The following is a 26,696-nucleotide window of genomic DNA, read 5'->3' as shown; positions in this document are numbered from 1 at the left end:
ACTTTTATATTTTAAACTTTTGTTTACCAGTTAATAATTCAAAGAAGAGTTTGAAATCTGAAATCATGCTCCATAGAGGATAGGTAAATGTTGCCGGCTTGTTCTTTTCAAAAAATGCATGACCAACCCAGGCGAAGCCATATCCAACAACCGGAACAAACCAAAGAAGATAATATTTCTCCGAAAAGAACGCATAAAATAGCAAGAGAAATACTAATGCTGTGCCTGTAAAGTGCAATACTCTGCAGGTATAATCTTTATGTTCGGTAAGGTAAAATTTATAAAAATCTTTGTAGTTATCTATTTTCTGTTCCATAATAATAGAATTTAATACTAAGTTAATTAAAACCAGATGATTATAATAAATAAAATTTCAGCCAATTCTTAAAATAAGAAGTGGCTGAAATATATTTTATGTGTTTTTGAGATGTATTTTTTTATTTAACAGATCTTATAAATTCTGCAGCTTTGCTTTCCCATTCCTGGTTTTCTAAAAGAATTTTCACAAAAGCTGAACCTATGATTGCACCATCTGCATGTTGTGTTACTTTTTCAAAGTCAGTTTTGTTTTTAATACTAAAACCAATAAGAACCTGATTTTTCAGATTTAGGGATTTCAGACGTTTGAAATAAGCATCGTTGTCAATTTCCTGATTGGTACCGGTAGTGGAAGAGCTACTTACAGCATAGAGAAATCCTGAACTTAAGCTGTCCAGATACTGAATTCTTTCATCAGAAGTTTCCGGAGTCACCAAAAAAGTAAAATTGATACCATATTGCTCCAAAATCTTTTGATATTTCTTTTCAAATTCTATGGGAGGTAAATCGGGAAGTATTAACCCAGAGACTCCAGAAGTCTTGCACTCCTGACAGAATTTTTCGAAACCGAATTTTAAAACAGGATTCAGGTATCCCATAAGAATTACCGGAATATTGATTTCATCTTTTACTGTCTTTAATTGTTCAAAAAGCTTAGCAATGGTCATTCCGTTTTGTAAAGCCAGTTCATCGGATTTCTGAATAACAGGACCATCTGCAACAGGATCACTATATGGGATTCCCACTTCTATCATATCGGCACCAGCAGACTGAATGGTCTTCATTATTTGCGTTGTATCATTCAGTTGAGGAACTCCGGCAGTAAAATATATATTGAGTTTTTTCATTGTTTAGAGATTAAAAGTTAAGCTAAATGCTTCAAATAAGTTTCCATATCCTTATCACCACGTCCACTAAGGCATATTACAACAACATCCTCTTTATCGAATTTTTTCTGATCCAATACTGCTAAAGCATGTGCAGATTCCAATGCCGGAATAATGCCTTCAAGTCTGGTAAGTTCAAAAGCGGATTTCAATGCTTCATCATCATTTATACTGAAAAACTCTGCTCTTTTATCTTGGAATAAATGCGCATGAAATGGCCCAATACCCGGATAATCCAGCCCTGCGGAAATACTGTAAGGTTCTATAACCTGTCCGTCTTCTGTCTGCATTACAAGACTCTGGCTGCCGTGTAAAATACCTAATGTTCCCAAAAAGGTAGTTGCAGCGCTCTCACCGGAATCTTTACCCAAACCACCAGCTTCTGCGGCAATAATACCAACACCAGGTTCATCTACAAAATGATAAAAGGTTCCTGCAGCATTACTTCCACCACCTACACAAGCAATAACATAATCGGGATTCTCGCGTCCGATATGTTCTTTCAGTTGGAATCTTATTTCTTCACTTATAATACTCTGGAATCTTGCCACCATATCCGGAAAAGGGTGAGGACCTACAACGCTGCCAATGATATAATGGGTTGTAGAGGCATTGTTAATCCAGTCTCTTAAAGCTTCGTTTACAGCATCTTTTAGTGTTTTGCTTCCGGAAGTAGCTGGTATTACAGTTGCGCCAAGCATTTTCATTCGGGCTACATTTGGAGCCTGGCGGGCAATGTCTATCTCGCCCATATAAACAATACATTCCAGTCCCAATAGGGCACAAGCCGTTGCGGTAGCCACACCATGCTGACCAGCTCCGGTTTCTGCAATAATTCTGTTTTTGCCCAAGCGCTTTGCCAGCAGAGCTTGTCCTAGTGCGTTATTAATCTTATGAGCACCTGTATGATTAAGATCCTCTCTTTTCAGATATATATTTGTCTGGTATTTATAGCTGAGATTCTTAGCAAAATAGAGTGGAGTAGCCCTCCCTACATAATCTTTAAGCAGAGCATTATATTCTTTTTTGAAATTATCACTATTGATAATATCCAGATAATTGTCTTCTAACTCTTTTACATTTGGATAAAGCATTTCAGGGATAAATGCTCCGCCGAAATCTCCATAATATCCGTATTGATCAGGATTTTTGTATTTCATTTTTAGTTTTTATAAATGTTGGATATGTTGTATAAATTCTTGTATTTTATCTAAGTTCTTGTCTCCCGGACTATTTTCAAATTTGGAGTTGATGTCCAAAGCAAAAGGTTTTGTTTTTAAGCTTTCTATTGAGGCTATATTTTCAGAAGAAATTCCTCCGCTTAGCAAATATGGCTTCTGTAAATCTAATTGATCCAGAACTGACCAGTTAAATGTTTCTCCGGTTCCGCCATAAGCTTTTGAGTCGGTATCAAAGAGAAGTAAATCTGCACAAGTCTCAAATTCTGAAATCTTGGATTTAAGTACTTCGGAATTTACCTCCTGACCAATCCGAAATACTTTAATAATCTGTGTTTCCGGAATAAGCTTTTTGAGATTGAGTATATATTCTATATTTTCGTCGCCATGAAGCTGTATGTAATTCAAATGTGCCTGTTTAGCAATATCAGAGACTATAGCAACATCTTCATTTACAAAAACACCAACTTTTCCCAAATGCTTTATTTCTGATATTTGTTTCAAATTCAAATGGTTCATGACATAACGTGGCGATTTGGGGTAGAATATAAATCCAAGAAAATCAACTCCGGACTTCTGTAATTCCTGAATCTGACCGCGGTGTGCTAATCCACATACTTTAAGTTTCGGTTGATAGTTTTGCTTTCCCATAGTTACACTGTTATATTATTTCATAGTTACATTGGATAAAAATTCTTTGAATTTTTGGCCCGGATTTTCTCCTTTCATAAAATATTCTCCCATCAGGAAAGCATCGAAACCTTTCTCCTTTAAGAATAAAAAGTCTTCAGTATTGTAAATTCCGCTTTCTGCAACGGATAATGTTCCTGTTGGAAGAAGGTTTTTAAGATTAACAGAATGTTGTAAATCTACTTTAAAGTCTTTTAGATTACGATTATTAATACCAACAAGATCAATATCAGAATTGAAATGTTTTAATTCTTCTTCAGTATGAATTTCTAATAGAACTTCCAGGTTTAATGAATGCGCCAATGCTGTAAATTCAGAAACCTGCTCCGGAGACAGACAAGCTGCAATAAGAAGCACTACATCTGCACCCATAGCTTTAGCTTCATAGAACTGATAAGCGTCAATCATGAAATCTTTACGGAGAATAGGGATGTTGATATTTTCTCTTACAGCTAATATATCTTCTTTTGATCCACCGAAGAATTCTGTATCTGTAAGAATAGAAATACCACTTGCCCCATATTGTTCATAAGAAGAAACAACAGAAAGAGGATTTTGGACATCATTGATAATGCCTTTAGAAGGAGATTTCCTTTTAAATTCAGCAATAATGCCACTTTTGTTTTTTACACTTTCTTTTAATGAAAAAGTCTTACGTGAAAAGAAAGCGTTGTCTTTTAATTCTTCTATTGAAATAAGTTTCTTAGATGCTGCTACTTCCAGCTGTTTTTGAGCAACAATTTTATCAAGTATATTCATCTTTTTAGTTGTCAGTTATTGGTTGTTAGTAATCGGTTATCAGTTATCAGTTATCAGTTGAATTATTAACCATTGATAATTGACCATTAACAATTAGTTATCAAATTCTATTAAAGACTCAGAGTGACAATTCTAGTACTGCATTTAATTTCTAGGCTCACTACAATACGGTGCCACATTGAGCGAAGTCGAAATGTTCAACTTAAATTAGCTCTTAACCAACAACTGTAAACTTTTAAATGCTTTCCCACTTTCCAAGCTTTCTCTGCTTAATGTCAAACAAGAATCGTAATCTCCGTACTTACCTGTATTCTTTAAAGCCATTGCAGCATTGGCTAATACAACAGCATTCTGCTCGTAAGAACCATTACCTTTTAGTATGTTCAGGAAGATTTCTGCTGCTTCCTGCTTACTTACACCACCGAATATACTATCTGCTGTAATAGTTTTAAAATGTAAATCTTCAGCAGAATAAATTTCTTCCCCTTTCTCGGAATAGATTTTAGTATCCTGTGTAAGGCTAATCTCGTCATATCCATCTAAAGCATGTACCAGCATAAACTTCTCTTTTTGTTTTTGAAGTAAATATTGGTATATACGTGCAATTTCTGGATTGTAAACACCAATCATGGAGTATTTTGGTTTTGCAGGATTTACCAATGGTCCCAGTATATTGAAAAAGGTGCGAAGTCCTAACCCCTTACGTAAAGGTCCTACGGCCTTTAATGCAGGATGGAAGAGTGGAGCATGGATAAAGCATATATTAGCCTTTTCCAGGTCTTTTTTCAGGTCCTCTGCATTATCTTTAAACTGATAACCTAATTCTTCCAGTACATTCGAAGCTCCACTTGTAGAAGAAACTCCATAGTTACCATGTTTAGCTACTTTTTGTCCTGCTCCGGCAACAATAAAGCTGGCCAATGTAGATATATTGAAAGTGTTTTTTCCATCGCCGCCTGTACCTACGATATCAACAAGATCATTAGTACCTAAATCTGCAGAAACAGCTAATTGTAATAATGCTTCCTGAAAACCTTCTAGTTCAGCAAGTGTAATGTTTCTCATGAGAAATACGGATACAAAAGCAGTAACCTCATTTTCATTGTACTTATTTTGCGCAATTTCACTAAGTATAGCTTTCGCTTCAGCCCGTGAAAGTGTATGGTGATCGAAAAGGTATTGTAATATCTGTTTCATGGATTATTAAGCATTTAAAAAGTTTCTAAGAATAGTTTCACCTTGTGGTGTAAGGATACTTTCGGGGTGAAACTGTACAGCGTGAACATTGTAGTTTTTGTGTTGCAGCGCCATTATCATCCCTTTGTCGTCCACGGCAGTTATTTCCAATTCTTCAGGAAAGTTTTCGTTAGCTACAGCCCAGCTGTGGTATCTTCCGGCTTCAAAGTTTTCAGGTAAATCTTTAAACAGCAATGTATTGTCTTTTATAACCTGTACGTCAGTGGCCACACCATGGTATATTTCTGAAAGGTTAATAAGGCTTCCGCCAAATGCTTCCGCAATAGCTTGCTGACCAAGACATACACCAAAGATTTCTTTTTTTGGAGCATATTCTCTTATCAAATCCAGAAGTATACCTGCTTCAGAAGGAACCCCCGGTCCTGGTGAAAGAATGATTTTGTCATACTGATCTACTTCAGCAAGTGTGATTTGATTATTCCTGATTACGTCTACAGAATGTCCGACTATTCTTTCAATGATCTGTACAAGGTTATATGTAAAACTATCGTAATTGTCAAAAACTAATATCTTCATAATTGTTAATTCTCAATGGTTAATTGTTAATGTTATTTTTTGTGGTTTTAATAATGCTTGTTATCAATTTTATGATCTCAACAGCATCCTCATTAATACTTTCAAATTCTTGGACTGAAAGATAATCAGTAGCCTGAAATAATTCCAGCCAGTAAATCGTTTCATTAATTTCTTTTTGGGCGATAGATAGCTTATGTATGAAGTCTGACTTACTTTGTGCATGTTCACTTTCTCTTATCATTGCACCTACACTGGTTCCACTTCGCAATATCTGTTTGCTTAAAATAAACTCTTTTTTATCGCTTGATAAATACTGATAAAGCTTTATGATCCGAACCGCAAAATCAAAACTTTTCTGTTTAATGATGTTATCCTCTTTCATAAGCATTAACAATTAATAATTAACCATTTTACTGGCTTTCTTTAATGCAGATTTTAATGCATTTAATTTGTTTTTTACTTCCTGCACTTCACTTTGAGTATCGGATTTTGCTACAACTCCGGCTCCGGCCTGGTAATAAAGTGTATTGTTCTTACTAAGGAATGTCCGGATCATAATAGCCTGATTACAGCTTCCGTCGAATCCTACAAATCCGATACAGCCACCATAGTAACCTCTGGAAGTTTTTTCATATTTATCAATAAGTTCCATCGCCATATATTTGGGAGCACCACTTAGTGTTCCTTGTGGGAATGTAGTAGCAATCATTTCAAAAGGATTTGTTCCTACAGCAACGTCTGCGGTAACCTCGCTTACCATATGAATAACATGAGAAAAGAAGTGGATTTCTTTTAGCTTGGAAACTTTTGTGTTTTTACCCATTATGCTAAGGTCATTTCTTGCAAGATCCACAAGCATTGTATGCTCAGCATTTTCTTTTGGATCTTTTTTTAGTGCTTCTGCCGAAGCCAGATCCGTTTCTACATTTCCGGTACGCTTAAATGTTCCGGCGATTGGATGGATGATTGCTTTCTGATCTTTTATAATCAACTGGCTTTCCGGGCTGGAACCAAAGATTTTGTAACTTCCATAATCGAAATAAAACAGGTAAGGGGATGGGTTGATATTTCGCAACGCTCTGTAGACATTGAATTCATCTCCTGAAAACTGTTGCTCGAATCTGCGACTGAGTACCATCTGGAAAGTATCGCCTCTCATCGCATGCTTTTTAGCCATTTCTACTAATTCAGCCATTTCTTCATCAGTAAGGTTGGACTTCTCCTCATCTTTTGTTTCAAAAGGAAATACAGGCGCATTTTTTTGATTGATAAAGGTTTCCAGAGTAGAGAAATCAGATTCCAGCCCTTTGATTTTATTCTCGAAAATTGTCATTTCGTCATTGAAATGATTAATGGCAATTACGTATTGATATAACCTGTAACGCATTAGCGGAATATCGGTTTCCGGAGAAGCTGGCTTGAATTTTACAGTATCGAAGAACTGAACAGCATCGTAGCTTGTGTATCCGTATAATCCCTGCGCCAGATTTGCCAATGGATGTTCAGATTTTCCCGGAACAAAACAATTGGAAAACTCCTGTAAAACCTGTGTGAGTTTTTCACTTCCTAGCTGGTATTTTTCAGGTGCCTGATTAGGGAATTTAACTTCTATTTCTGTAAGGCTTTTAATCTCAATACCGGAAATTGCATTTACACAGATAAAAGAGTAATTGTTACTTGTATTTTGGTTTCCGGCACTCTCTAACAGAATAGTATCACGGTAACGGTCGCGAAGACGAAGATAGATTCCTATAGGTGTATACAGGTCACTCAGATAATTTTTATGTTTGGTTGTAATGTTAATGTTCTGGTTAAAATTCATGGTTCAATATTGTAAGTATGGTTAAAAAAAAGACTTCGACACAATATGCCGAAGTCTTAAACTCTTTTCTAATATTATTTATCCTAATTATAATACATAGAGGAAGCGCCTAGATCCGACATAGATTTGGAAAGCCACCACCAGTTAGTATTATTAGTATTAAATTTCATATGTATTATTTATCTGCTTTGAAGCAGTTAATATTTTATCGGAGCAAATGTAAATATTTTTTTGATATAAAAAATACTTTCTGTTATTTTTTTGAATAAAAATTTTTATAAAACTCCCAATTCTCATCTGTATCATGTATGATATCCAGCTCTGTTTCTACATTCGCGGCCATATTAATGGCAACAATTGCACTGTGTACATCGGAAGTGTATACGTACCATACTCTTCTGTTTTTACCAGTAAAGGATAGGGCTAAAATAGCTTTGCCTTCTTTCGCAAATTCCTTTTCAAATTTATGCTCAAGATTATCCAGTTTACCCAGCATAGTTTCGTCCGGTAGATTTGTCTTATCATTTCCTCTAAAACGATAAGCAATCTCCAATCGCTGAGAATATTTTCCGGAAGCAATATGTTCATCGATGTTTTCTTTACCGCGAAGGAATACAACATTTCCTTCTTCATCGTGAAACCTGTAGTTAAACCAACTGCTCATATTTTTTATTCAGTTTACTGTTTTTGTATCCATAAGTAAAGTAGATAACCAATCCTATTGCTAACCAGATAAGGAACATCGTCCAGTTAGATAAGCCTAGCTCCGTCATTAGATATAGGTTGAATAAAATACCAAGTATAGGGATTAATGAAAATTTATATTTAAGAGCAGCTATAGCAAGACCTGCCCATACAGCTATAAAAACAACAAGCAAGGGCTTCTCTGCAATAGATTCTTTAATCAGGGCAATGCCAAACTTATTATATACGATGATACCTGTTGCTATCAATAAGATTCCTATCAGATATTTACCATTAATGTATGGGATCTTGAATTTAGCAGTTTTGCTGTATCCTTTGTAATCCAGATATAGGATTCCGGAACATACCATAATAAAGGCAAAGAATGTACCTACACTGGTTAAGTCTACTACAAACTGCATATCCAGAAACATAGCCGGAAGTCCAACCAGAATACCGGTGATAATAGTAGAGTAGCTTGGTGTTTTGTACTTAGGGTGAATTTTACCGAATTTCTTACCTAAAAGACCATCACGGCTCATTGTCATCCAGATTCTTGGCTGTCCGATCTGATATACAAGAAGCGCACTGGTAATTGCAATAACGGCACTTACAGAGATTACACCTGCAATAAAATTCATTCCTACTTTCCCGAAAACAAAGGCTAACGGATCATCTACACGTAGTTCTTTATAGTTTACCATTCCCGTAAGAACAAGAGAGATAATGATATATAAAACAGTACAAACTACCAATGAATAGATCATAGCTCTTGGCATATCCCGCTGTGGATTTTTACATTCTTCGGCAGTAGTGGATATAGAGTCGAAACCAATAAAGGCAAAAAAAACAGCTGCTACACCTTTTAGAATTCCGCCTACACCATTTGGCGCAAAAGGAGACCAATTTTCAGGCTTTACAAAGAAGGCACCTGCAACTATAACCAAGGCAATAATACCTAGTTTTAGGATTACAAGGCCATTACTTACATTTTTAGATTCTTTAATCCCTACAAATACCAATGCAGTAATTAATACGGTAATTAAACCTGCAGGCAAATCGAAAAGAATATGGAGATTCCCTATAACAGGAGCTGTTTCGTATGTTTTGGCTGCCGCAATAATATTACTAGGCAAGTGTTCTCCGACTTTAGCATGCAAAACCTGTTCGTAGGCACGTGATGCAGAACCTGCATCTATTGCCAGCCAATCGGGCCACTTTATACCAAATCCCTGAAGCATAGAGGTGAAATATTCGGACCAGGAAATAGCAACAACCATGTTTGATACAGCATATTCCAGAATAAGCGCCCAGCCAATAATCCAGGCAAATATTTCTCCCAGAGAAGCATAAGCATAGGTGTAAGCACTTCCACTTACAGGGATCATAGAGGAGAATTGTGCATAACACAGTGCTGTAAAAATACAGGCTACAGCAACCATTAGAAATAGTAAGCTTACTGCGGGACCACCATCATAAGAGGCTCTGCCTATGGTACTGAATATTCCGGCACCAATAATGGCTGCAATCCCGAAAAACGTTAAGTCCCTTACACTAAGGATTCTTTTTAAACCAGATGGGTCTTCGCCATCTTTTTTCGACGCTAAGTCGATTATATTTTTCCTTCTGAAAAGTTGCTTCATAAGTTGGACTTTAATAGTTGAGAAGCACAAAAGTAAAATAAAATATAATAAAGCTTTAATAAAAATTAACATAATGTTAATTCCCGGAAAGAAAATATCTGGAAATCAATGGCAGAGTAGCAGATGCTATTTTAAATAAAGATTAAATCAGAAAAAGCTGAACTATATGTTTGCAATAAGCTTTCTGATAAGAGAAATTTGTCCCAAATGGTAATAGCAGTGTTCAATCATTCCTTCAACATTTCTAAGGTTAGTACCATACTTTTCATCTATAAAAGCTTCCTGTAATTGTTCATCAGATATTTCTTCTACTTTAGCAGCAAACATTTCTGCATTTCTCAAAAAATTATCTGTAAGCTTCTGCCAGTCTGCTTCATTTTCTATAGGAGGAAGATCAAAACTATACTGATCTTTTATTTCAAGTTTACCTGTATTAAAAGCGTGCAAAACTCCTGAAAGATAGTAGTTAAGATGAAAGGTGAGTGCTGAAATGGTATTTAGATTTCCAACCTTATGGATAGCCTGCCGCCAGGTAACCAGTTGTAACTGTTCTTTACAATTAGTATTGGCTATCCAATGTCCGTTGAGTAGTACTTCGCGTAATCGATTTGCAATGGTGGTACTTTGTTTCATGACACTATATTTTATTACAGTTAATTTTCACATATTGCTAAAATTACAAATTATTCAGGCTCAATTCTGTAAAGTTAATTTATGCTTTTTTTAACAACTACGGTTTATGGCAATCACTAAGTTTTTAGTACTTTTACCCGAAATATACCATTACTACAATAAATCTTATTGGTTTATCGTTGTAGAAGAAGACGTTTAACACCTACTTTTTATTAATGAGTCCTAAAAACATTCTCATTTACGCCGGGCTTTTTGGTGCAGTAACTCCTGCATTCGCCCAACAATCGGCCTTCTTTAAGAATAGAGAAGAGTACAGAACATCCTTAGCAGAGAAGCTTTACCAGAATAAAATCTATAAAGCAGCACAATACGAATTTGCACGCCAATATTTTTATCAGAATCCGGAGGGAGCCAGGAAAGAGGCATCCCTTTTCTATGATAATATTATAGGCGTAATCCTGAATCAGAATCACTCTGAAGAAGGATTGGAAGCTTTTACAAAAAAGTATCCGAAGAGTGCTTATTTTGCTTTGGCGAATGGTCCTTTAGCAGATTATTATCTGGCAAAAAAGGATTTTCCAAAAGCTTTGGAGAGCCTGAAGAAAGTAAATCAGTATAACCTGAGCAAAGAGGAAAATACACAGTATATCCTGAAGTTGGGTTATGCCAAATTTATGACAGGTGATACCAAGGGAGCTATTGAGGCATTGGATGAAGCTTATGCCAATGCTAATGAAGATGGTAAAAAGGATGTAGCTTATATGCTTGGACATTTACAATATGCAGAAGGCAATACTGAAAAAGCATTCCAGTATTTCGATACTATAAAGGATAACCCTAAGTATGCACAAACCATCCGCCCTTACTATGTACAGTTATATTTCAATCAGAAGAATTATGACAAGGCTATAGAAGAAGGGAAATCATTACTGAATGAAAATATCTCCAAAGATTATACTGCAGAAGTAAACAAAATTATTGGAGAGTCTTACTTTATGAAAAAGGATTATGCTGCTGCATATCCTTATCTAAAAACATATCTGAACAGTAAAAGCGTTCCTTCAGAAAGTGATCTTTACGAAATGGGATTCGTAGCGGCACAGATGAAGCGTTATGATGAAGCGGTTAGCTATTACAATCAGTTAATCAGCTCTCAGTCTGCTTTGGCACAAAATGCATATTACCAGCTAGGAAATGCATATCTGGAAGTAGGAAAGAAACGTGAGGCATTATCGGCATTCCGCTCGGCTTCACAAATGAACTATGATTCCAGAGTTCAACAATTGGCTTATGAGCAATATGCTAAACTGGGTTATGATATCGGTAACCCGTTTGAATCCAATTCTCAGGTTATTCAGAATTATTTAGCTAAATATCCGAATGCAGGAAATTCTCAGGAGATGAAAGGTCTTTTGGTAAAGTCTTACCTGTATTCCGGCAACTATAAAGAGACACTTTCTGCGATTAAAAAGTTGGGAAGCCAGTCTGCAGAAACTGCTAAAATTGAGCAGGAAGCAGCTTTCTTATTAGGTACTGAAGAATTTAATAAAGGAAACTTTACTGAAGCTGAAACGCTTTTTGAATATTCACTGAAGTACAACTACAACAAAGACTTCAATGCCCGTGCACAATACTGGATGGGGCAGAGTCAATACCAAATGGGGGATTATGGTTCGGCAACAGAAACTTTGCAGAAGCTATATAACTCTGGTGTAAACTTCGAAGAAAAACAACAATTGCCATACGATCTGGCATATGCATACTTTAAGAACAAAAAGTTCGAGGATGCTCAGAAATACTTTAAGTTATATCTGCAAGATCCTAAAGCTGAGTTTAAAAATGATGCCGAGCTTCGTTTAGCGGACACGCATTATGCAAACAACGAGCTGAATGATGCTATTGCTATCTATGATCAAAATGCAGATGGCACAGATTATACCCAATTCCAAAAGGCAATGTCTTTAGGATTTAAAGGGGACTCTGAAGCTAAAATTACTGCTCTGAAGAAACTTATTTCCACTTATAAGAATAGTGAGTATACAGACGATGCTCAGTATGAAATCGGTGTAGCTTACGCATCTGACGAAAGGTATGCTGAGGCGAATGATTACTTTAATCAGGTAATTAAAACTTCTCCGGATAAAGATTTGGTTGCAAATGCTTCCATCTACAGAGCGCAGAATTATGCAGATCTGGGGCAGGCAGATAAAGCTATTGCTGAATTTAAAAGTTTAGGAAATACTTACAAAGGGACAGCTTATGCTGACAAAGTAGTAGCTGCAGCTAAGACTGTATATCTTAAAAACGGAGATACAGCAGGCTACCAAAGTTTTGCTTCATCTCTGGGTGTTAAAATAAGCAGTGGTGAGCTAGATGAGATTAACCTTTCTACAGCACAGAAGCTTTATGCTAATAAAGACTACAAAGGAGCAATTACTTATTACGAAAAATACCTGACCCAACGTCCAACAGGCGAGAAGCTGTATCAGGCACAATACGAATTAGGGGAAAGCTACTACCAGACTAAGAATAATACAAAAGCTGCTGTTGTTCTTAATGAAGTAGCAAATACTCAAAACGAATATCAGGAAGATGCACAGGTAAGGTTGGCTCAATTGTACATTGCACAAAATAATCCTGCCGAAGCTAAGAAATATCTTCAAAATCTTGTGAATTCATCCAATGCCGGTATAAAGAATTATGCTGTTACAGAAATGATGAAGATTGCTGTAGATGCAGAAGACTTTAGCCAGGCAGAAAAATATGCAGATCAGGTTTTAGCCAATACTAAAAATTCTCCTTCAGTAAAAGAGCAGGCTCAGATTATCAAAGCCAGAAGTTCTATGAAGCGTGGTAATGATTCTGAAGCTAAAAAAGCTTATACAGCTCTTGAAAAATCTGCTAATCCGGAGGTTGCTGCAGAAGCGCTATATGCCAAAGCTTATTATCAGAACAAAGGAAAAGCATTTAAGTCTTCTAATGAAACGATCTTTAAGCTTTCCGACAACTATGCTTCTGAAGAGTACTGGGGAGCTAAATCCCTGGTATTAATGGCTAAGAATTATCTTGCATTAGGAGATAAATATCAGGCATCTTATACAGTAGATCAGATTATTGCTAATTATAAAGATTTCCCGGATGTAGTAACAGAAGCTAAGCAGGTGAAATCTCAAATCAAAAAGTAAGTTTTTAAATTAATGCAGCGATGATCCGCTAAATGCGGAAAATAAAAATATACGAATGAAAAAACATATTCAATATATAGCAGTTATCGGTGTTTTAGGAGTAGCAGGAGTACAAACTGCCCATGCACAGATTAAAGAAGAAAAACTGGTTCTTAATCGTAAGCGTGAGCCTGAAGTAAAGAAAATTGAGAAAAAGAAAACTTCTGTACCTACAGAAAAAAACTTCCCGCCAAAAGGGAAGGACTCTCTGAAATATCAGGTAACTAATATTCCTTTGATTTCAGATTTCAAAACTTCTACTATTAAAGGTGAAGATATCTCTCCTAAATTCAATACAGGTTATAACCGTAACTATTTCCAATTGGGATATGGTAACTATGGTAAGTTTCTGGTAGACGGAAATGTTTCCGGAGAAATACAACCTAATCTGGAGGTTGGTGCAGATGTACACCATATCTCTACAAGCGGATTAAAAAAGTACTATAACTGGGATTCTAAACAGCAGAATACTGAAGCAAACGTATTTTTAAATTCATACGGTGAAGTAGGAAAGTTGAATGTAGATGCAGGAATCGAACTAAACAACTACAATTACTACGGAAATTATCAGGATGTTATCCAACCAGCTAACAATGCAGACCTTAAGCAAAGCTATACCAAATTTGGCGTTAATGCTTATTACGATTTTTATGCTAATAATTACCTGAATGATATCCGTGTAAAAACAGCATTTACCAAAGACCATTTTAATGCTAAAGAGAATTTCTATGATGCATTAGTGAATTTTGCAAAACACGATCTTACCATCAGTTCATCTGACGGTATTACCATGAATGCCGATTTAGGCGTCGGGATACAAGGTGTAAATACACAGTTTGATATTCTGAATAAAAATGAGTCAACTCATTTTGTGGCAAACTTTACACCTGAAGTTACTTTCTTTAAAGGGAATCACTATTTGAAAATCGGATCGCGTTTTACATCGCTTACATCCAAATATCAGACTGCAACAACGGATAGAACCAGAAATAATAAATTCTATTGGTTCCCGACTGCTGAGATCTTAATTGCACCAAAAGATGAAGTTAAGTTTTATGCTGGGGTAGATGGTGGTATTAAACTAAATACTTATACAGATTTGTTACATGACAATCCATTCCTGGTATCAGATCTTCAGCTTCGTCCGACAGAGACCAAATACCATATTTATTTCGGTATTAAGGGTGATATTGAGCAGAACTTTAAATATGACATTAACGCAGGCTACAGCAAGCTGAATGATATGTTATTCTACAAATCGAATAACTTGTTCTCTACAGATCCTTCCGCTCAAAGAAATGCTTACGATTATCTGAATACTTTTAACACTGTATATGATAACGGAAATCTAAGTGAAGTTACCATCAATGCTCAGTATTTCCCATTGGAAAACCTAAACTTTACAGGGGAATTAAAATACATGAGTTACTCACTGAAAAACTTTAACAATGCATTTTATAAGCCTGTTGTACAAACAACTTTAGGGGCGAAGTATTCTATGCTGAACAAAAAGTTAAACCTTGGTTTTAAAGGTATTTTTGTAACTGACAGAAAAGCGAATGCTTTCGATGTACAGCCATTAGGTACCAATAACCAGTATACAACTACTGAAACAAATGACAGAAAGGTATCCGGATATGTAGATCTTAATCTTTCTGCGGAATACAAATTACACAAGAACATCAGCGTTTTTGTAATGGGGAATAACCTAACCGGAACATCTTATCAGAACTATTTAGGCTACAAAGTAATGGGAGCTCAGGTACTTGGCGGAATCAAGCTGGAATTTTAAGGAAAATAATTGCAAATTCCCGTAATAAGTACTTATTTTGCAATCCGAATAAGGGAGGCCCCATAGTTTAATGGATAGAATTAAAGATTCCGGTTCTTTAGGTTGAGGTTCGATTCCTCATGGGGCTACAAACCGTCTTGTTAACAAGACGGTTTTTCATTTTTACCCCCGAAAATATTATTTATAATCTATTTTTAAATAAAAAAGGCCCCGATTTCTCAGAACCAACCAAATCACATTCCCATACAATAACCTTCTGGGAATTTATAATACTATCCAAGAAGTAAATAGAAACATTTTTGAAGTTTTACGGGAAACCCGTATGGAAAAGAAAAAACCCGAGGTTAATCGGGGTTAAATATGAATTAAAGTTTAGTTTTAATATTTGCAAGTTACTCAATAGTACCAGGAGTAGTTTCTAAAATATCATCAATTTTCTTAGTTTTAATATTATAGTATACCTCAAGAACTTTTGTATCCAAAGGAATATTCCATAAATAAAGTTTCTTTTTATCCTCGTTAGATACTATCTGTTTGGGAATAAGTGATACTTTTAAGTATTTGGGAGAAGTATATTCAATAAATCTATAATCTCTATAATAATTAGGATACCCTTTATTTATTTTACTGAAACTTTTTTCAAATTCTTGCAATAATTGCATATATTTTGTTTCGCTACCCAAGAATTTAAAATCTGTAGCATCAATTTTACCTTCCATATTACCAATTTTTACATATTTAAATCTGGAGGGAGTATTTTTTTTACTTTGACTATAGTAAAAACAACTTGCTCCAAATAGAAAAATTAGTGCCAATATTTTTATTTTCCACATGGTGATTTACTATTAAAGGTGTTATTTGCTTCTGTTATTTTATCTTTTTTAGCCTGAGAAAGAGCTCTATATGCATCAGTCTGTTGAAGACCAGTCCAAACCAAATTTTCATAATCAGCTTTACTATGATTATACCCATCAAATTGCCCCAAAGCCGCTACTATTTTAGGAATATAATATTCACTTATAAATCTATGCTGAGCATCTTCTCCTTGATAATATTCCTTCCTATATGCTTCCAATAATGTTGGAAGATTTTCAGAATTTATTTCTTTTATACTTTTAGCTCCATCCCACCCTGCGTTTACTAAATCATGAATCATTTTGGCATGCACCATTTCATGAATAAAAGTTGTGGCAATTCCAAGTGGAGAAGAACCCATTGCTTCTGTATTCATATCTATACTAATATAGCCATTTTTTATCATATCTGCACTTACAAGAGTTTGTCCCATTATAAGTGCTCCTGGTTTCGAAGAAATAGGTTTTACATTAAAGCTTAAATTAAGTATAGAACTACTTCCTTTAAAGTCTCCCAATAAGTTATTAAATAATCCTGCTCGACTTTTTAAGGTTTGATAAACATCATTAGCACATTTGTTATTTTTTAGGTTTCTATCATCTATATGTTGTTTTACCCATTCGTCAACTGGCGTACTTGGAGCACCATAATCAGTACAATCTTGATATTCAGGACACTTTCCTTTAGGCGGTTCGGTTGGATTCCATCCCGGATTAGGTGGAATTGGAAGAGGAGGTGTACCACCTCCATCATCTGGTTTAGCAGGAACATTGATCTCGACTTCTTCAATATCTTTGCAGGGTTGCTCTTCACTACAGCCTGTACCATCACCTTTAAAAGCCATAGGCTTTATACTCGCATTTAAAGCTATAGAACCTTTTCTTTTCTGATATGTTTTAAATGCTTCATCAAACAATGATATATTACTGGTATAATACTTATCATTAGTATCTATATTGTAAAAAGTTAAGTAGGTTTCATTCTTTGACAGAACTCCTACAACTAAGTCTTTAACTACACCTTTTTCGATCTTAGGAAAAATCACCCACTTATCATCATTAGCACCTCTAATTACTTGTGATCTTATATTGAATTCCACATAAGATTCACTTGCTTGTAAAATAGCAGCATTTTTGTTGATACTAGCACTAAGATTTCTTATTGCAGGATTGTTATTATTAACTCCAGACAAATTTGTTTTGTGCAAGTTATCATATCGCTGTACTAGATATGCAAAGCCATTAGCATAATTAACTACTTTCTCTTCTTTCGGAACAAAGACCGCAAATCTTTTGTCCTCTAATTGTTTTTGAGTTATTGCTCCATCTTCCGTACGACAGGAAGATAATAGAGATAAAATTAGAATTCCCCATAATGCAGGATAAAATAAATGTTTTTTCATATATGTTAATTTTTGTTTTCGGTTCGTTAAACTTATAAATAATTTTTCACATATTTATTTAACATAATTTATTTTCTTTTACGGTAAACCGTAATGACGTGTAAAAAATTTATTGTAATAGAAAATCCCAACAATTCGTACGGTATTATCATAGTTATATCTTATGATTGAGCTAAAATATTAGTTTTTGTCGATTTATTCTTTAATATTTAATTGTGATATATCTCTTTATTGAGAATTATAAATATATTTGCGTCCACCCATTTAAATATTAATATAAATGAAAAAAATACTCACTCTTTTTTTTCTCACCATCCCGTTTATGGGATTATTGCAAGCTCAGACTTCTGTCAAAGGAGATTCTATAATCCAATCTAATCTTTATAAACAATACAAATCAGAATTTGAGCAATATGAAAAGCGGCATGGAAAGTATATCCAAACCAACAATACAAAAATGCATTATCTGGAATGGGGAAGTACTATAAATCCCACTCTTATTTGGATTCACGGAACATATAGTAATGCTTACGAACTTTACGAAATCATAGAGCAGCTTGTTCAGCTTAACTTACATGTTATAGCTGTTGATTATTATGGACATGGATTTACTTCAATCCCTCAAAAGGATGTATCTATATATGATGTAGCGGATGATATTAAGTTTTTGTTAGATAAATTGAAGATAAAAAAAGCAATTATTGGTGGTTGGTCAAGAGGAGGAAGTATAAGTACAGCTTTTTATAGTGCTTACCCGGAGATGGTCCAGGCGCTTGTTCTGGAAGATGGTGGTTCAGTAGCCTGGGATTTTGGTGTGAAAGCTTCAGATATTGAGAAAGATATTGCAGAAACAAAACAATATTATAAAAATAAAAAGACATTGGTATTTGATACCGAATTTGATGCATACTGGTATATGTACAATAATTGGGGAATAAAAGGGAAACAGGGTGAAAAACTGAAGAAAGAAATTTTCACATCATATGCAAGGATTAAGAAAAATGAAGCCGGGAAGTATGAAATAAATCCCGGCGCGGAAGAACTGACTGGAGAAAATTCTGCGGAAGAAAACATTGCTATTATTTATACACCATTTACAGCAAAAAAAGCTTTTGGAGCTTCTACACATCAGCTCAATCCTAAAATTATCTACCGTAATCTAAACAAGCCAATGCTCATTTTCGACCCTGTTAGTAAAAATGACTGGTTTGATTTTAAGGACGAAAATACTGCGCTCACAAATGCTCATCAGCAATACATTATCCATAAGATTTATAAGGATACCTGGCATGGTGTGAAAGATGAAAGACCAACTGAAGTGATAGAGGATATCAAGACGTTTTTAATTCAAAACAAACTTATCAAGTGAGATTTTTACTAGTTACTATTCTGGTTTGTAATTTTTGCATCGCACAGAAAAAAGATTTATTATTAGATAAAACTTTAAAGAAAGATAGCATAAAGGCTGAGTTTGCAGAGCTTTATAATTTAACCAATACCATCCATCCCGGACAGTTTATGTTTTGTTCGAAAGCCAATTTTGACAAAACATATATAGATTTAAAAAAATCAATCAAAACAGATTTGTCAATTGTTGATTATTACAAATTAACAGCCACTTTAATGGCGAAAATAAAAGACGGGCATACTGCAGCTGACAGAACGCAAATCAGCAATTTATTGAAAAACAGAGCAGTTTTTCCTTTCAGCATTTATAAAATTAAAGACCAATATTATTTAGATAAATCAACCCCGGAAAATAAAGACTATGCAGGTTTAAGAATTTTAAAAATAAATGGAAAAGAAATCAGTTCAATCGTAACTGAAATCCAAAAATACATTCACCTCGAAGGCCAAAATGAGACCGGATTAAATGCGCGGTTTAGAAATTTTCCCTTTTACTATTTCATATATAATCAGGTTAATAAATTTGAAATTGAGTATCTGGATCAAAAAAAACAGAAGCAAAAAATTGACTTAAATGGAGTGTCATATGAGACTTACACAAAGGAGATTAAAGAAAACATTGAACCATTAACTACCGAATTTAAGACAGACAATTTAGCTATTCTGAAATTCCACTCTTTTGAGAATGGCTATAATGAAGCTGACAGAAAAATTGCGGAAAAGAAATTGGACGTTTTCTTTAACCGCCTTGATAGTCTGAAAACCGAAAACCTAATCATTGATTTGCGGGATAATGGAGGTGGCTCTGCTGATATTGCAAACTACTTATTTTCTTATTTGACTAATAAACCTTATTACTACTTTGATTATGTCGGAGCAAAGTATAATACAACAAAGCAATGGAAACATTATGCCCAATATCCTAATAATATTGAGGAAATTATTATAGCCGAAACCAAACGCAAAAATGGACTGAATTGTTATACCGAAACCGACGCAGAAGACTATTGGTGGTTTGAAAAGCAGCAAAACAAACCCAATTATTATAAAGGAAAAATCAAAGTTTTGATTAATGGTGGATGCTTTTCAACCACGGGGCATTTACTGGCTTTGATGCGGGAATATAAGATTGGCAAATTTTATGGAGAATATTCCCAGGGAAGCAACTACAGCAATGCTGGTGGACAAGCATTTGTGCTGCCTTATTCTAAAACATTGGTTTGGATACCTACTTCTCAGTATAAAATGAGAACTCCAAGTTTCCAATACGACCCAAAAGGAATCAAGCCGGATATAGAAATACAAATTGAACCAAATGATTTGAAGACTGGGTTTGACAGGCAAATGGATTTTGTAGTAAAGCAGATAGGAGTTGATTGATCCGGGAAATCCAAGCCAAATAATTAAAGGCTGAAATATAAATTCAGCAATAGATATTCATACTTAATGTTTACGAAAAATTATATTTAATGTAACTCTAATTCAGTTTATTGAACATTATATTTCAAGTAATTAGTATCAATATAAATTGACATTGTGGCTTTGGAGCTTACTTTCATACCATAGTAGGAGGCGGGTGACCAGTTTTGAAAGGTATCCTTTCTTAATGTATTTTTCAATATTTTGCCAACTCTTTTATCAGATTCTTTAATCATTTCAAATGATCCGATTCTGCCATTTTTCTTTATTATAAATGTAAAAGTATTTTCGCCAAAATTGATATTGTCAGGAAACCGTAAATATTGGCTCAGTAATAATCGAAACAGATAAGCTCCTCCTTCTTTAAAATAGACATCTCTTTTTGCTCCGCAGCATAGTATTTCTATATTTTTATCTTTACTCTCTGGGCATTTGGATAGTTTATCAACTTTCTTTTGTACTCTGTTGGATAGTATATCTGTTGCATGGAAATACCCTATAACTGGTTTTATATAATTTTGGGAATAGCAAAATACCCCGAAAAGAAAAAGTATAATGTAAAGTAGCTTTTTTTTCATATTAGTGTGATAGTGAGTGCTAAAATAATAATATAATATTGTTTTTAAATTTAGAATGTCCCATATATCCTGTAATTAAACAATTTTTAACTTGAATCTTTTATTTTTAATTATTAAAGATATTTAGTGAATAGATAAATTAATTATTTTTGGTAATTAACTATAATCACTAAATAACAGATTCTAAAAAATGAAAAAGACATTTATATTAATTCTCCTTTTAAACTTATGTGTTCAATTTTATGCTCAAAATAAATTATCATCTAAAGATAGTATCGATACATTCTACAATCAATTATTTAAAAATTTAAAGACAAGTTATTTATATAAAAACGATGTAAACTGGAAAGGAGTTATTACTGAAACGAATCAAAATCTGTCTAAATATGATAATTTCAATTCTTCTTTAAGTGAGATTGAACCATTATTTAACAAAATTGGTGCCACGCATTGTAACATTTATTATAAAGACAAGGTTTATAGTTCAAGTATAAAATCGATAAATGAAAAACTAAGTGATGAATGGGAAAAAGCATATGCGTCAAAACCGAGTTTTAAAACAAAAATAATTAATAATGAATTTGGCTATATACTGATTCCAAAAATTATCTTTTCAGATATTAGTGAGAAAAATGTCCATAGAATTGCACAACCGCTCTATGATGAAATAGCAGATTTAAAATCCAAAAATAATTTAAAAGGTTGGATTATCGATTTGAGGTTTAATACAGGCGGAAACTCTTGGCCAATGTTACTTGCTTTATATGATTTTTTAGGAAATAATGATATCAATGGCTCTCTAAATATAGACAAAAAACAAATCAATAAAATAAAATTAGATAAAGGAGTATATTACAACAATTCCAAGAAAGTATCTTACATAACCCCCCATGGTCAACTATTAGATCAGGCAAAAGTTGCTGTCATAACAAGTGCTGCAACCGGAAGTTCAGGAGAAATTGTTGCATTGTCATTTAAAGGGAGAGCGAATACTATCTTTATAGGACAAGAAACTTTTGGTGCGACTACAGGAAATATAAAATCTTCATTGCCTTTTGGCAGCTATATGGCTTTAACAACATCTTATGACTGCGATAGGAACGGGAATTATTATAAAACTATCTCCCCGGATATTGTAATTTTAAAGGAAGATAATTTCGAAAACTTATTATTGGATAAAAATATTCAGGAAGCTATTAAATATATTACAAGAGTATAATTAAAGAAGGAAAAAAGTTATACTATATTTTAATGCTCTTTTCGTCAAAAGGTTTGAAATAGTCTATTTTAATGGTTTTGATATACTTAGAATTTATAATAAACTATTGTTTGTTGATGACCTTATTAGCTGGAATTTTTGTTTGTCAAGATGTTTATCGTCGCTGGTACAATTTTACAATATAACAAAATCAGATTCTTAAATAAATTGTATATGTTATTGATATAGTATTATATAAATGAGCTTTTAAGTATCTGTAAATATATTTATATTTGAATAACTCTTATAACTCTCCTCCATACAAATAAAAAATGATATTAAATAGAAATGCCGGAATTGGACTTTTTAAAAAAAATACACATAATGAAGAAGGTCTCTTTCTTTTTGATTTTAATGCCCAGGAAAGAATCTATTTAAAAGCATATTCGGAGTGGAAACCCGAAAGTGTTTCACCTGATGGGAATAAAATTGCAATCACAAATTACCCGTCAACAAAAACAAAGTATTCTAAAACAGATCTGATAGTAATGGATCGTAATAGTCAGAATGTATTACTTGATACTCATAAATATTTTGTTCTTGATACAGCATTTGACGTGGCAGGAAGCAAACTATTGGTTACTGCACATAAAATGAAAACCTTCTGTCTTGATATATTTAAAAATGAAATAATTGCTGAACTTCCTAAAGAATTGAGACTCTACAAGGGAGATTTGGATTCGGAACATAATAGTTTTATAATGCCTTGTGAAAAGGCAAAAGATACTTGCTATACATTTGACTTTACAACAGGTAAAGCAGGAATTCAAAAATTTGGAATCAGAGAAAAGATTTGCAGAATTAAGTATTCTATTGATTCATCTCTTATTTATGTTATTTCAGAAGCTAATATTTTGTATTGTTTTGACAGAAATTATAAAATTAAGTGGAATAAAGATTTTAATGATATAGGACGTATTAATTCCTCAGACATATACATAACTGATAATAATATTTTTATTGCAGTGGAAGCACAGGATGTAAAAGCAAATGACTGGGGAACTGATTTTGTAATTGAATCTAAGAATGGGGAAATTGTAAACCAAATTGAGGGGTATCAGTATCGCGGAAGATTCGCAACGAATTATTTTGAAAATAGAATTTTACTTCATACATTCAAGACAATAGACCTGATAACCGGAGATATCTCAGAAGAAAAAGTAATTTAAAATATATTTCGCAGAAGCATAAAGCACTTTCATAAGGGAGTGTTTTTTTGTGCAATTCATCTATGTATTTGAATCCATTCAGAGTTTATCCTCGGTTAAAGAACAATATAATCTATAGATTTACCGATTTCGGTAAGATAAACAATGCATGATATTCTTTTCACAAATTATAACACATTCTTTTACATTCAATTAATCAGGTTAGTACCAAAAATCAGTATTATTGTAAGAGTAAAATTAATACTCCGGAAAGACTATGGGATATTGGGAGCTTCTGTTATTCTTTTTAATTATTGCCTTTGTTTATTCATCCGTTGGCTTTGGTGGTGGATCCAGTTATCTTGCTGTCCTTGCCATGTACAGCCTGCCATACCAGGAAATGCGCTTAACAGCCTTAATTTGTAATATAATTGTTGTTACAGGCGGAGTTTATATTTATATCAAAAATAATCAGGTTAATTGGCGGAAAATACTACCCATTACATTAGTCAGCGTTCCTATGGCTTATATAGGTGCTGTATTAAAAATAAGTCAGGAAACATTTTTTCTGATTTTAGGGATTACATTAATCATTGCGGCGGTATTATTATGGATGAAAACCGAAACAAAAAGTGAAGAAACAATTTCGGAAGAATCAAAATCTTCTGTTGCCGGAAATAGCCTTTTAGGTGGTGGTATTGGTTTCTTATCCGGATTGGTAGGTATTGGTGGCGGAATTTTTCTTTCACCATTATTAAACCTTATGAAGTGGGATACACCACGGAAAATAGCAGCAACATCCAGTATTTTTATATTGGTGAATTCCATATCCGGAATTGTAGGACAATTAACAAAATTACCATCCGAAATAGATTTCATAAGAATTCTGAGTTTATGTCTGGCTGTATTCATAGGCGGACAAATAGGATCCAGAATGTCATTAAAATGGAATCCTTTGATTATAAAGAGAATGACAGCTATTCTTGTTTTGATAGCAGGGATCAATGTATTAATAAAATACTGGTAAAATGAAACTTAAAATATTAGCATTCGGAATTGCAAAAGATATTCTGGGCGGAACAGAAAAAGAAATTGATCTTGCAGAAGGCACAACAGTACAGAGTCTAAAAGTTAAACTTGAAAATGAATTTCCTGAACTAAAGCGTCTAAGATCTTATTTTATCGCTGTAGACAATGAATATGCAGAAAATGATCAGGTTATAATCAGTACAAACGAAATCGCAATAATACCACCTGTAAGCGGGGGATAGGCTATATGATTGATATAAAAATAACAGAACAGAAACTGGATATTACAGAATGCCTTGCTATTGCTCACGATTTAGGGAGTGGTGGTATTGCAAACTTTATAGGAACAGTCCGCAATAAAACCAAAGACAAACCTGTCGTTCGGCTGGAATATGAATGTTACCTGTCCATGGCTATTAAAGAAATCCGGAAAATAGCTGATAAAGCAATATTGCAGTTTTCAGTGCGGAATATTGTAGTTCATCACCGGACAGGAGTTCTGTTTCCGGGAGAAGAAGCTGTAATTATTGTTGTAAGTGACGGCCACAGAGACGCTGTTTTTGATGCTTGCCGTTATATTATAGATACTATAAAACAAACGGTGCCTATCTGGAAGAAAGAAATTTTTGAGGATGGAGAAGAGTGGGTTTCTGCTCATCCGTGATTTTTGAGGAATAAAAATTTGTATATTTACTATATAAGTCTCTTTTAGATATGAAAGCTAATATGCTGGAAAGCAATTCCGTAAAAAAAGCAGAGATTATCAAAGTTAAGGACAACCTGGGTTTTTCTTATACAGATGATATTGCTGTGGAGGAACCTTTGGAAATAAGAGTGACTTATGGTCCCAAAGAACAAAAACAGAGCAAAAATATATCTGTTACTATGCGGACACCGGGATATGATGAAGAACTTGCTGCAGGTTTTTTGTTCACAGAAGGTATTATTTCCGGCGATCAGCAAATTATAAAAGTAACACATCCTCAAGCCGAATGTTCCAGAAATCAGGAGAATATTATAATAGTTGAGTTGGTCGATGACTTTATCCCTCAACTAATGAAGACAGATCGGAATTTTTATACAACCTCTAGTTGTGGAGTATGTGGAAAAGGATCTATAGAATCTATAAGAACAGTAAGCCCTTTTAACAACAATGATAAAGAAGATTATAATCTGTCTCTGGAAATCTTGTATCAGTTATCAGATAAGCTTCGTTCATTTCAGAGTAATTTTAGCTCTACCGGCGGAATACATGCGTCGGGAATGTTTGATTCAAACGGAAACTTATTGGCTTTACGGGAGGATGTAGGAAGGCATAATGCTTTGGATAAACTTATTGGTCATGCTTTGTTTACAAAACAGTTACCCCTTAAAGATAAAATATTGGTATTAAGCGGGCGGGCAAGTTTTGAACTTATTCAGAAAGCAGCAATGGCAGGGATTCCTGTTGTTGTAGCAATAGGAGCTCCTTCCAGTCTTGCTGTTGATCTTGCAAAAGAATTCGATATCACCTTATTAGGTTTTCTCAGGGATAACCGATTCAATATTTACCATACAGGCAGTAATTTTAAAATCGACAACTTATTATGAAAATAAGAATTAAAGATAATTCAGTAAGATTTCGTCTTACTCAGTCAGAAGTTCACGAGCTAGGAGAAAATGGGATTGTTTCCAGTTTAACTCAGTTTGCAGATCGTCCGTTTATTTATATGGTAAAAAGAACGAATGATACAGAACTTTCTGCAGATTTTGTTGAAAACAGAATCGTAATGAAAATGCCGGAAGCCATGGTTGAGGAGCTCGTAATGACAGACATAGTTGGTTTTGACGGAGAATCCGGGATTGTAAAGCTTCTGATAGAAAAGGACTTTGTTTGTATAGACAATACCGTGGAAGATCAGAGCGACAATTATCCGAATCCTAATATTAAATGCTAATCGTCCTTAAATAAAAAGGCTATGGAAGGAATTGATAAAAACAAAATTGAAGAAGAGATTCACAATGAGCCTAGTGCCGAGAATCCTTTTACTTTACTTGACCTTAAGCTTACCCATGTAGAAAATAAAGCTGCAGGTGTGCCTGCTGTAATGGCTGCATTTAGTGATTTGTTTGAAGAAAAAACTCCCGTCCGCGGAATGAGGGCATTGTTCAAAATGAATCAGATGGGCGGATTCGACTGTCCGAGCTGAGCATGGCC

27 protein-coding genes and 1 tRNA gene are annotated in these 26,696 nt (G+C 34.3%); 13 read left to right on the top strand and 15 right to left on the bottom strand.

What is annotated here, in order from left to right; translation table 11 throughout:
• Nucleotides 1-4: 4 nt before the first annotated feature.
• From AYC65_RS07705 to AYC65_RS07650, 12 genes are all read right to left on the bottom strand, one after another.
• Nucleotides 5-316 (bottom strand): Mpo1-like protein, encoded by a 312-nt coding sequence (locus AYC65_RS07705; protein ID WP_034868303.1) that lies wholly within the window; start codon nucleotides 314-316, stop codon nucleotides 5-7.
• A gap of 121 nt (nucleotides 317-437) precedes the next feature.
• The gene (trpA, locus tag AYC65_RS07700; RefSeq protein WP_059333763.1) at nucleotides 438-1,166 is read right to left on the bottom strand and encodes a tryptophan synthase subunit alpha; all 729 of its coding nucleotides are present in this window, start codon (nucleotides 1,164-1,166) and stop codon (nucleotides 438-440) included.
• A 17-nt stretch (nucleotides 1,167-1,183) separates the two neighbouring features.
• Nucleotides 1,184-2,365, bottom strand: a complete 1,182-nt coding sequence (gene trpB, locus AYC65_RS07695) for a tryptophan synthase subunit beta (protein WP_034868305.1) — start codon at nucleotides 2,363-2,365, stop codon at nucleotides 1,184-1,186.
• A gap of 9 nt (nucleotides 2,366-2,374) precedes the next feature.
• Nucleotides 2,375-3,034 (bottom strand): phosphoribosylanthranilate isomerase, encoded by a 660-nt coding sequence (locus AYC65_RS07690; RefSeq protein ID WP_034868307.1) that lies wholly within the window; start codon nucleotides 3,032-3,034, stop codon nucleotides 2,375-2,377.
• Nucleotides 3,035-3,049: 15 nt separating this feature from the next.
• Nucleotides 3,050-3,832 carry an indole-3-glycerol phosphate synthase TrpC gene (trpC, locus tag AYC65_RS07685; protein WP_034868309.1) on the bottom strand — a complete coding sequence of 261 codons (783 nt, stop codon included), beginning with the start codon at nucleotides 3,830-3,832 and terminating at the stop codon, nucleotides 3,050-3,052.
• 207 nt (nucleotides 3,833-4,039) lie between these two features.
• Complete coding sequence (gene trpD, locus AYC65_RS07680) at nucleotides 4,040-5,029, bottom strand: anthranilate phosphoribosyltransferase (RefSeq protein ID WP_034868310.1); 990 nt, start codon at nucleotides 5,027-5,029, stop codon at nucleotides 4,040-4,042.
• A 6-nt stretch (nucleotides 5,030-5,035) separates the two neighbouring features.
• The gene (locus tag AYC65_RS07675; RefSeq protein ID WP_034868311.1) at nucleotides 5,036-5,605 is read right to left on the bottom strand and encodes an anthranilate synthase component II; all 570 of its coding nucleotides are present in this window, start codon (nucleotides 5,603-5,605) and stop codon (nucleotides 5,036-5,038) included.
• 19 nt (nucleotides 5,606-5,624) lie between these two features.
• Nucleotides 5,625-5,993: a four helix bundle protein gene (locus AYC65_RS07670; RefSeq protein WP_034868313.1), complete on the bottom strand. Its 369-nt coding sequence runs from the start codon at nucleotides 5,991-5,993 to the stop codon at nucleotides 5,625-5,627.
• A gap of 6 nt (nucleotides 5,994-5,999) precedes the next feature.
• Complete coding sequence (locus AYC65_RS07665) at nucleotides 6,000-7,427, bottom strand: anthranilate synthase component I family protein (protein WP_034868314.1); 1,428 nt, start codon at nucleotides 7,425-7,427, stop codon at nucleotides 6,000-6,002.
• A 253-nt stretch (nucleotides 7,428-7,680) separates the two neighbouring features.
• Nucleotides 7,681-8,091: a DUF695 domain-containing protein gene (locus AYC65_RS07660; RefSeq protein WP_034868316.1), complete on the bottom strand. Its 411-nt coding sequence runs from the start codon at nucleotides 8,089-8,091 to the stop codon at nucleotides 7,681-7,683.
• Nucleotides 8,075-9,754 carry an amino acid permease gene (locus AYC65_RS07655; protein WP_034868318.1) on the bottom strand — a complete coding sequence of 560 codons (1,680 nt, stop codon included), beginning with the start codon at nucleotides 9,752-9,754 and terminating at the stop codon, nucleotides 8,075-8,077. The genes AYC65_RS07660 and AYC65_RS07655 overlap by 17 nt, the downstream gene beginning before the upstream one ends.
• Before the next feature lie 162 nt (nucleotides 9,755-9,916).
• Entirely contained in the window at nucleotides 9,917-10,387 is a 471-nt protein-coding gene (locus tag AYC65_RS07650; RefSeq protein WP_034868320.1) for a DinB family protein, read from the bottom strand.
• A gap of 215 nt (nucleotides 10,388-10,602) precedes the next feature.
• Between AYC65_RS07650 and AYC65_RS07645 the strand changes: the two genes are divergently transcribed.
• The 3 genes from AYC65_RS07645 to AYC65_RS07635 all read left to right on the top strand — a co-directional run bounded on the left by AYC65_RS07645 (nucleotide 10,603) and on the right by AYC65_RS07635 (nucleotide 15,531).
• The gene (locus AYC65_RS07645) at nucleotides 10,603-13,572 is read left to right on the top strand and encodes a tetratricopeptide repeat protein (RefSeq protein WP_034868322.1); all 2,970 of its coding nucleotides are present in this window, start codon (nucleotides 10,603-10,605) and stop codon (nucleotides 13,570-13,572) included.
• A 55-nt stretch (nucleotides 13,573-13,627) separates the two neighbouring features.
• Nucleotides 13,628-15,403, top strand: a complete 1,776-nt coding sequence (locus AYC65_RS07640) for a porin family protein (RefSeq protein ID WP_034868324.1) — start codon at nucleotides 13,628-13,630, stop codon at nucleotides 15,401-15,403.
• A 56-nt stretch (nucleotides 15,404-15,459) separates the two neighbouring features.
• Nucleotides 15,460-15,531: transfer RNA gene (locus AYC65_RS07635), tRNA-Arg, on the top strand.
• Nucleotides 15,532-15,795: 264 nt separating this feature from the next.
• On the opposite strand, the gene AYC65_RS07630 is transcribed toward AYC65_RS07635, so the two are convergent.
• Nucleotides 15,796-16,122: a hypothetical protein gene (locus AYC65_RS07630; RefSeq protein WP_234300260.1), complete on the bottom strand. Its 327-nt coding sequence runs from the start codon at nucleotides 16,120-16,122 to the stop codon at nucleotides 15,796-15,798.
• A 101-nt stretch (nucleotides 16,123-16,223) separates the two neighbouring features.
• The gene (locus AYC65_RS07625) at nucleotides 16,224-17,660 is read right to left on the bottom strand and encodes a hypothetical protein (RefSeq protein ID WP_034868327.1); all 1,437 of its coding nucleotides are present in this window, start codon (nucleotides 17,658-17,660) and stop codon (nucleotides 16,224-16,226) included.
• Nucleotides 17,661-17,940: 280 nt separating this feature from the next.
• On the opposite strand from AYC65_RS07625, the gene AYC65_RS07615 reads away from it, so the two are divergent.
• Both AYC65_RS07615 and AYC65_RS07610 read left to right on the top strand, forming a co-directional pair.
• Nucleotides 17,941-19,029, top strand: coding sequence for an alpha/beta fold hydrolase (locus tag AYC65_RS07615; RefSeq protein WP_034868328.1), 1,089 nt, complete (start codon nucleotides 17,941-17,943; stop codon nucleotides 19,027-19,029).
• Complete coding sequence (locus tag AYC65_RS07610) at nucleotides 19,026-20,447, top strand: S41 family peptidase (RefSeq protein ID WP_234300259.1); 1,422 nt, start codon at nucleotides 19,026-19,028, stop codon at nucleotides 20,445-20,447. The genes AYC65_RS07615 and AYC65_RS07610 overlap by 4 nt, the downstream gene beginning before the upstream one ends.
• Nucleotides 20,448-20,554: 107 nt before the next feature.
• On the opposite strand, the gene AYC65_RS07605 is transcribed toward AYC65_RS07610, so the two are convergent.
• Entirely contained in the window at nucleotides 20,555-21,064 is a 510-nt protein-coding gene (locus AYC65_RS07605) for a hypothetical protein (RefSeq protein WP_059333764.1), read from the bottom strand.
• 190 nt (nucleotides 21,065-21,254) lie between these two features.
• Between AYC65_RS07605 and AYC65_RS07600 the strand changes: the two genes are divergently transcribed.
• The 8 genes from AYC65_RS07600 to AYC65_RS21045 all read left to right on the top strand — a co-directional run bounded on the left by AYC65_RS07600 (nucleotide 21,255) and on the right by AYC65_RS21045 (nucleotide 26,688).
• Nucleotides 21,255-22,283: a S41 family peptidase gene (locus AYC65_RS07600; RefSeq protein WP_034868332.1), complete on the top strand. Its 1,029-nt coding sequence runs from the start codon at nucleotides 21,255-21,257 to the stop codon at nucleotides 22,281-22,283.
• Nucleotides 22,284-22,594: 311 nt separating this feature from the next.
• Nucleotides 22,595-23,491, top strand: a complete 897-nt coding sequence (locus AYC65_RS07595) for a hypothetical protein (RefSeq protein WP_034868335.1) — start codon at nucleotides 22,595-22,597, stop codon at nucleotides 23,489-23,491.
• Between the two features lie 256 nt (nucleotides 23,492-23,747).
• The gene (locus AYC65_RS07590) at nucleotides 23,748-24,497 is read left to right on the top strand and encodes a sulfite exporter TauE/SafE family protein (protein ID WP_034868337.1); all 750 of its coding nucleotides are present in this window, start codon (nucleotides 23,748-23,750) and stop codon (nucleotides 24,495-24,497) included.
• Between the two features lies 1 nt (nucleotide 24,498).
• On the top strand, nucleotides 24,499-24,741 hold the full coding sequence (locus AYC65_RS07585; RefSeq protein WP_034868340.1) for a MoaD/ThiS family protein: 243 nt from the start codon (nucleotides 24,499-24,501) through the stop codon (nucleotides 24,739-24,741).
• 5 nt (nucleotides 24,742-24,746) lie between these two features.
• Complete coding sequence (locus AYC65_RS07580; protein ID WP_034868342.1) at nucleotides 24,747-25,163, top strand: molybdenum cofactor biosynthesis protein MoaE; 417 nt, start codon at nucleotides 24,747-24,749, stop codon at nucleotides 25,161-25,163.
• A 50-nt stretch (nucleotides 25,164-25,213) separates the two neighbouring features.
• On the top strand, nucleotides 25,214-26,089 hold the full coding sequence (fdhD, locus tag AYC65_RS07575) for a formate dehydrogenase accessory sulfurtransferase FdhD (protein WP_034868344.1): 876 nt from the start codon (nucleotides 25,214-25,216) through the stop codon (nucleotides 26,087-26,089).
• Entirely contained in the window at nucleotides 26,086-26,436 is a 351-nt protein-coding gene (locus tag AYC65_RS07570; RefSeq protein WP_034868346.1) for a DUF7009 family protein, read from the top strand. Before fdhD ends, AYC65_RS07570 begins: the two co-directional genes overlap by 4 nt.
• A gap of 21 nt (nucleotides 26,437-26,457) precedes the next feature.
• Nucleotides 26,458-26,688, top strand: coding sequence for a hypothetical protein (locus AYC65_RS21045; RefSeq protein ID WP_236887509.1), 231 nt, complete (start codon nucleotides 26,458-26,460; stop codon nucleotides 26,686-26,688).
• Nucleotides 26,689-26,696 lie beyond the last annotated feature (8 nt).

Origin of the sequence: Elizabethkingia bruuniana (assembly GCF_002024805.1) — a bacterium.
Taxonomy (GTDB): Bacteria; Bacteroidota; Bacteroidia; order Flavobacteriales; family Weeksellaceae; genus Elizabethkingia; species Elizabethkingia bruuniana.
This window is presented reverse-complemented; position numbering and strand designations above follow the sequence as displayed.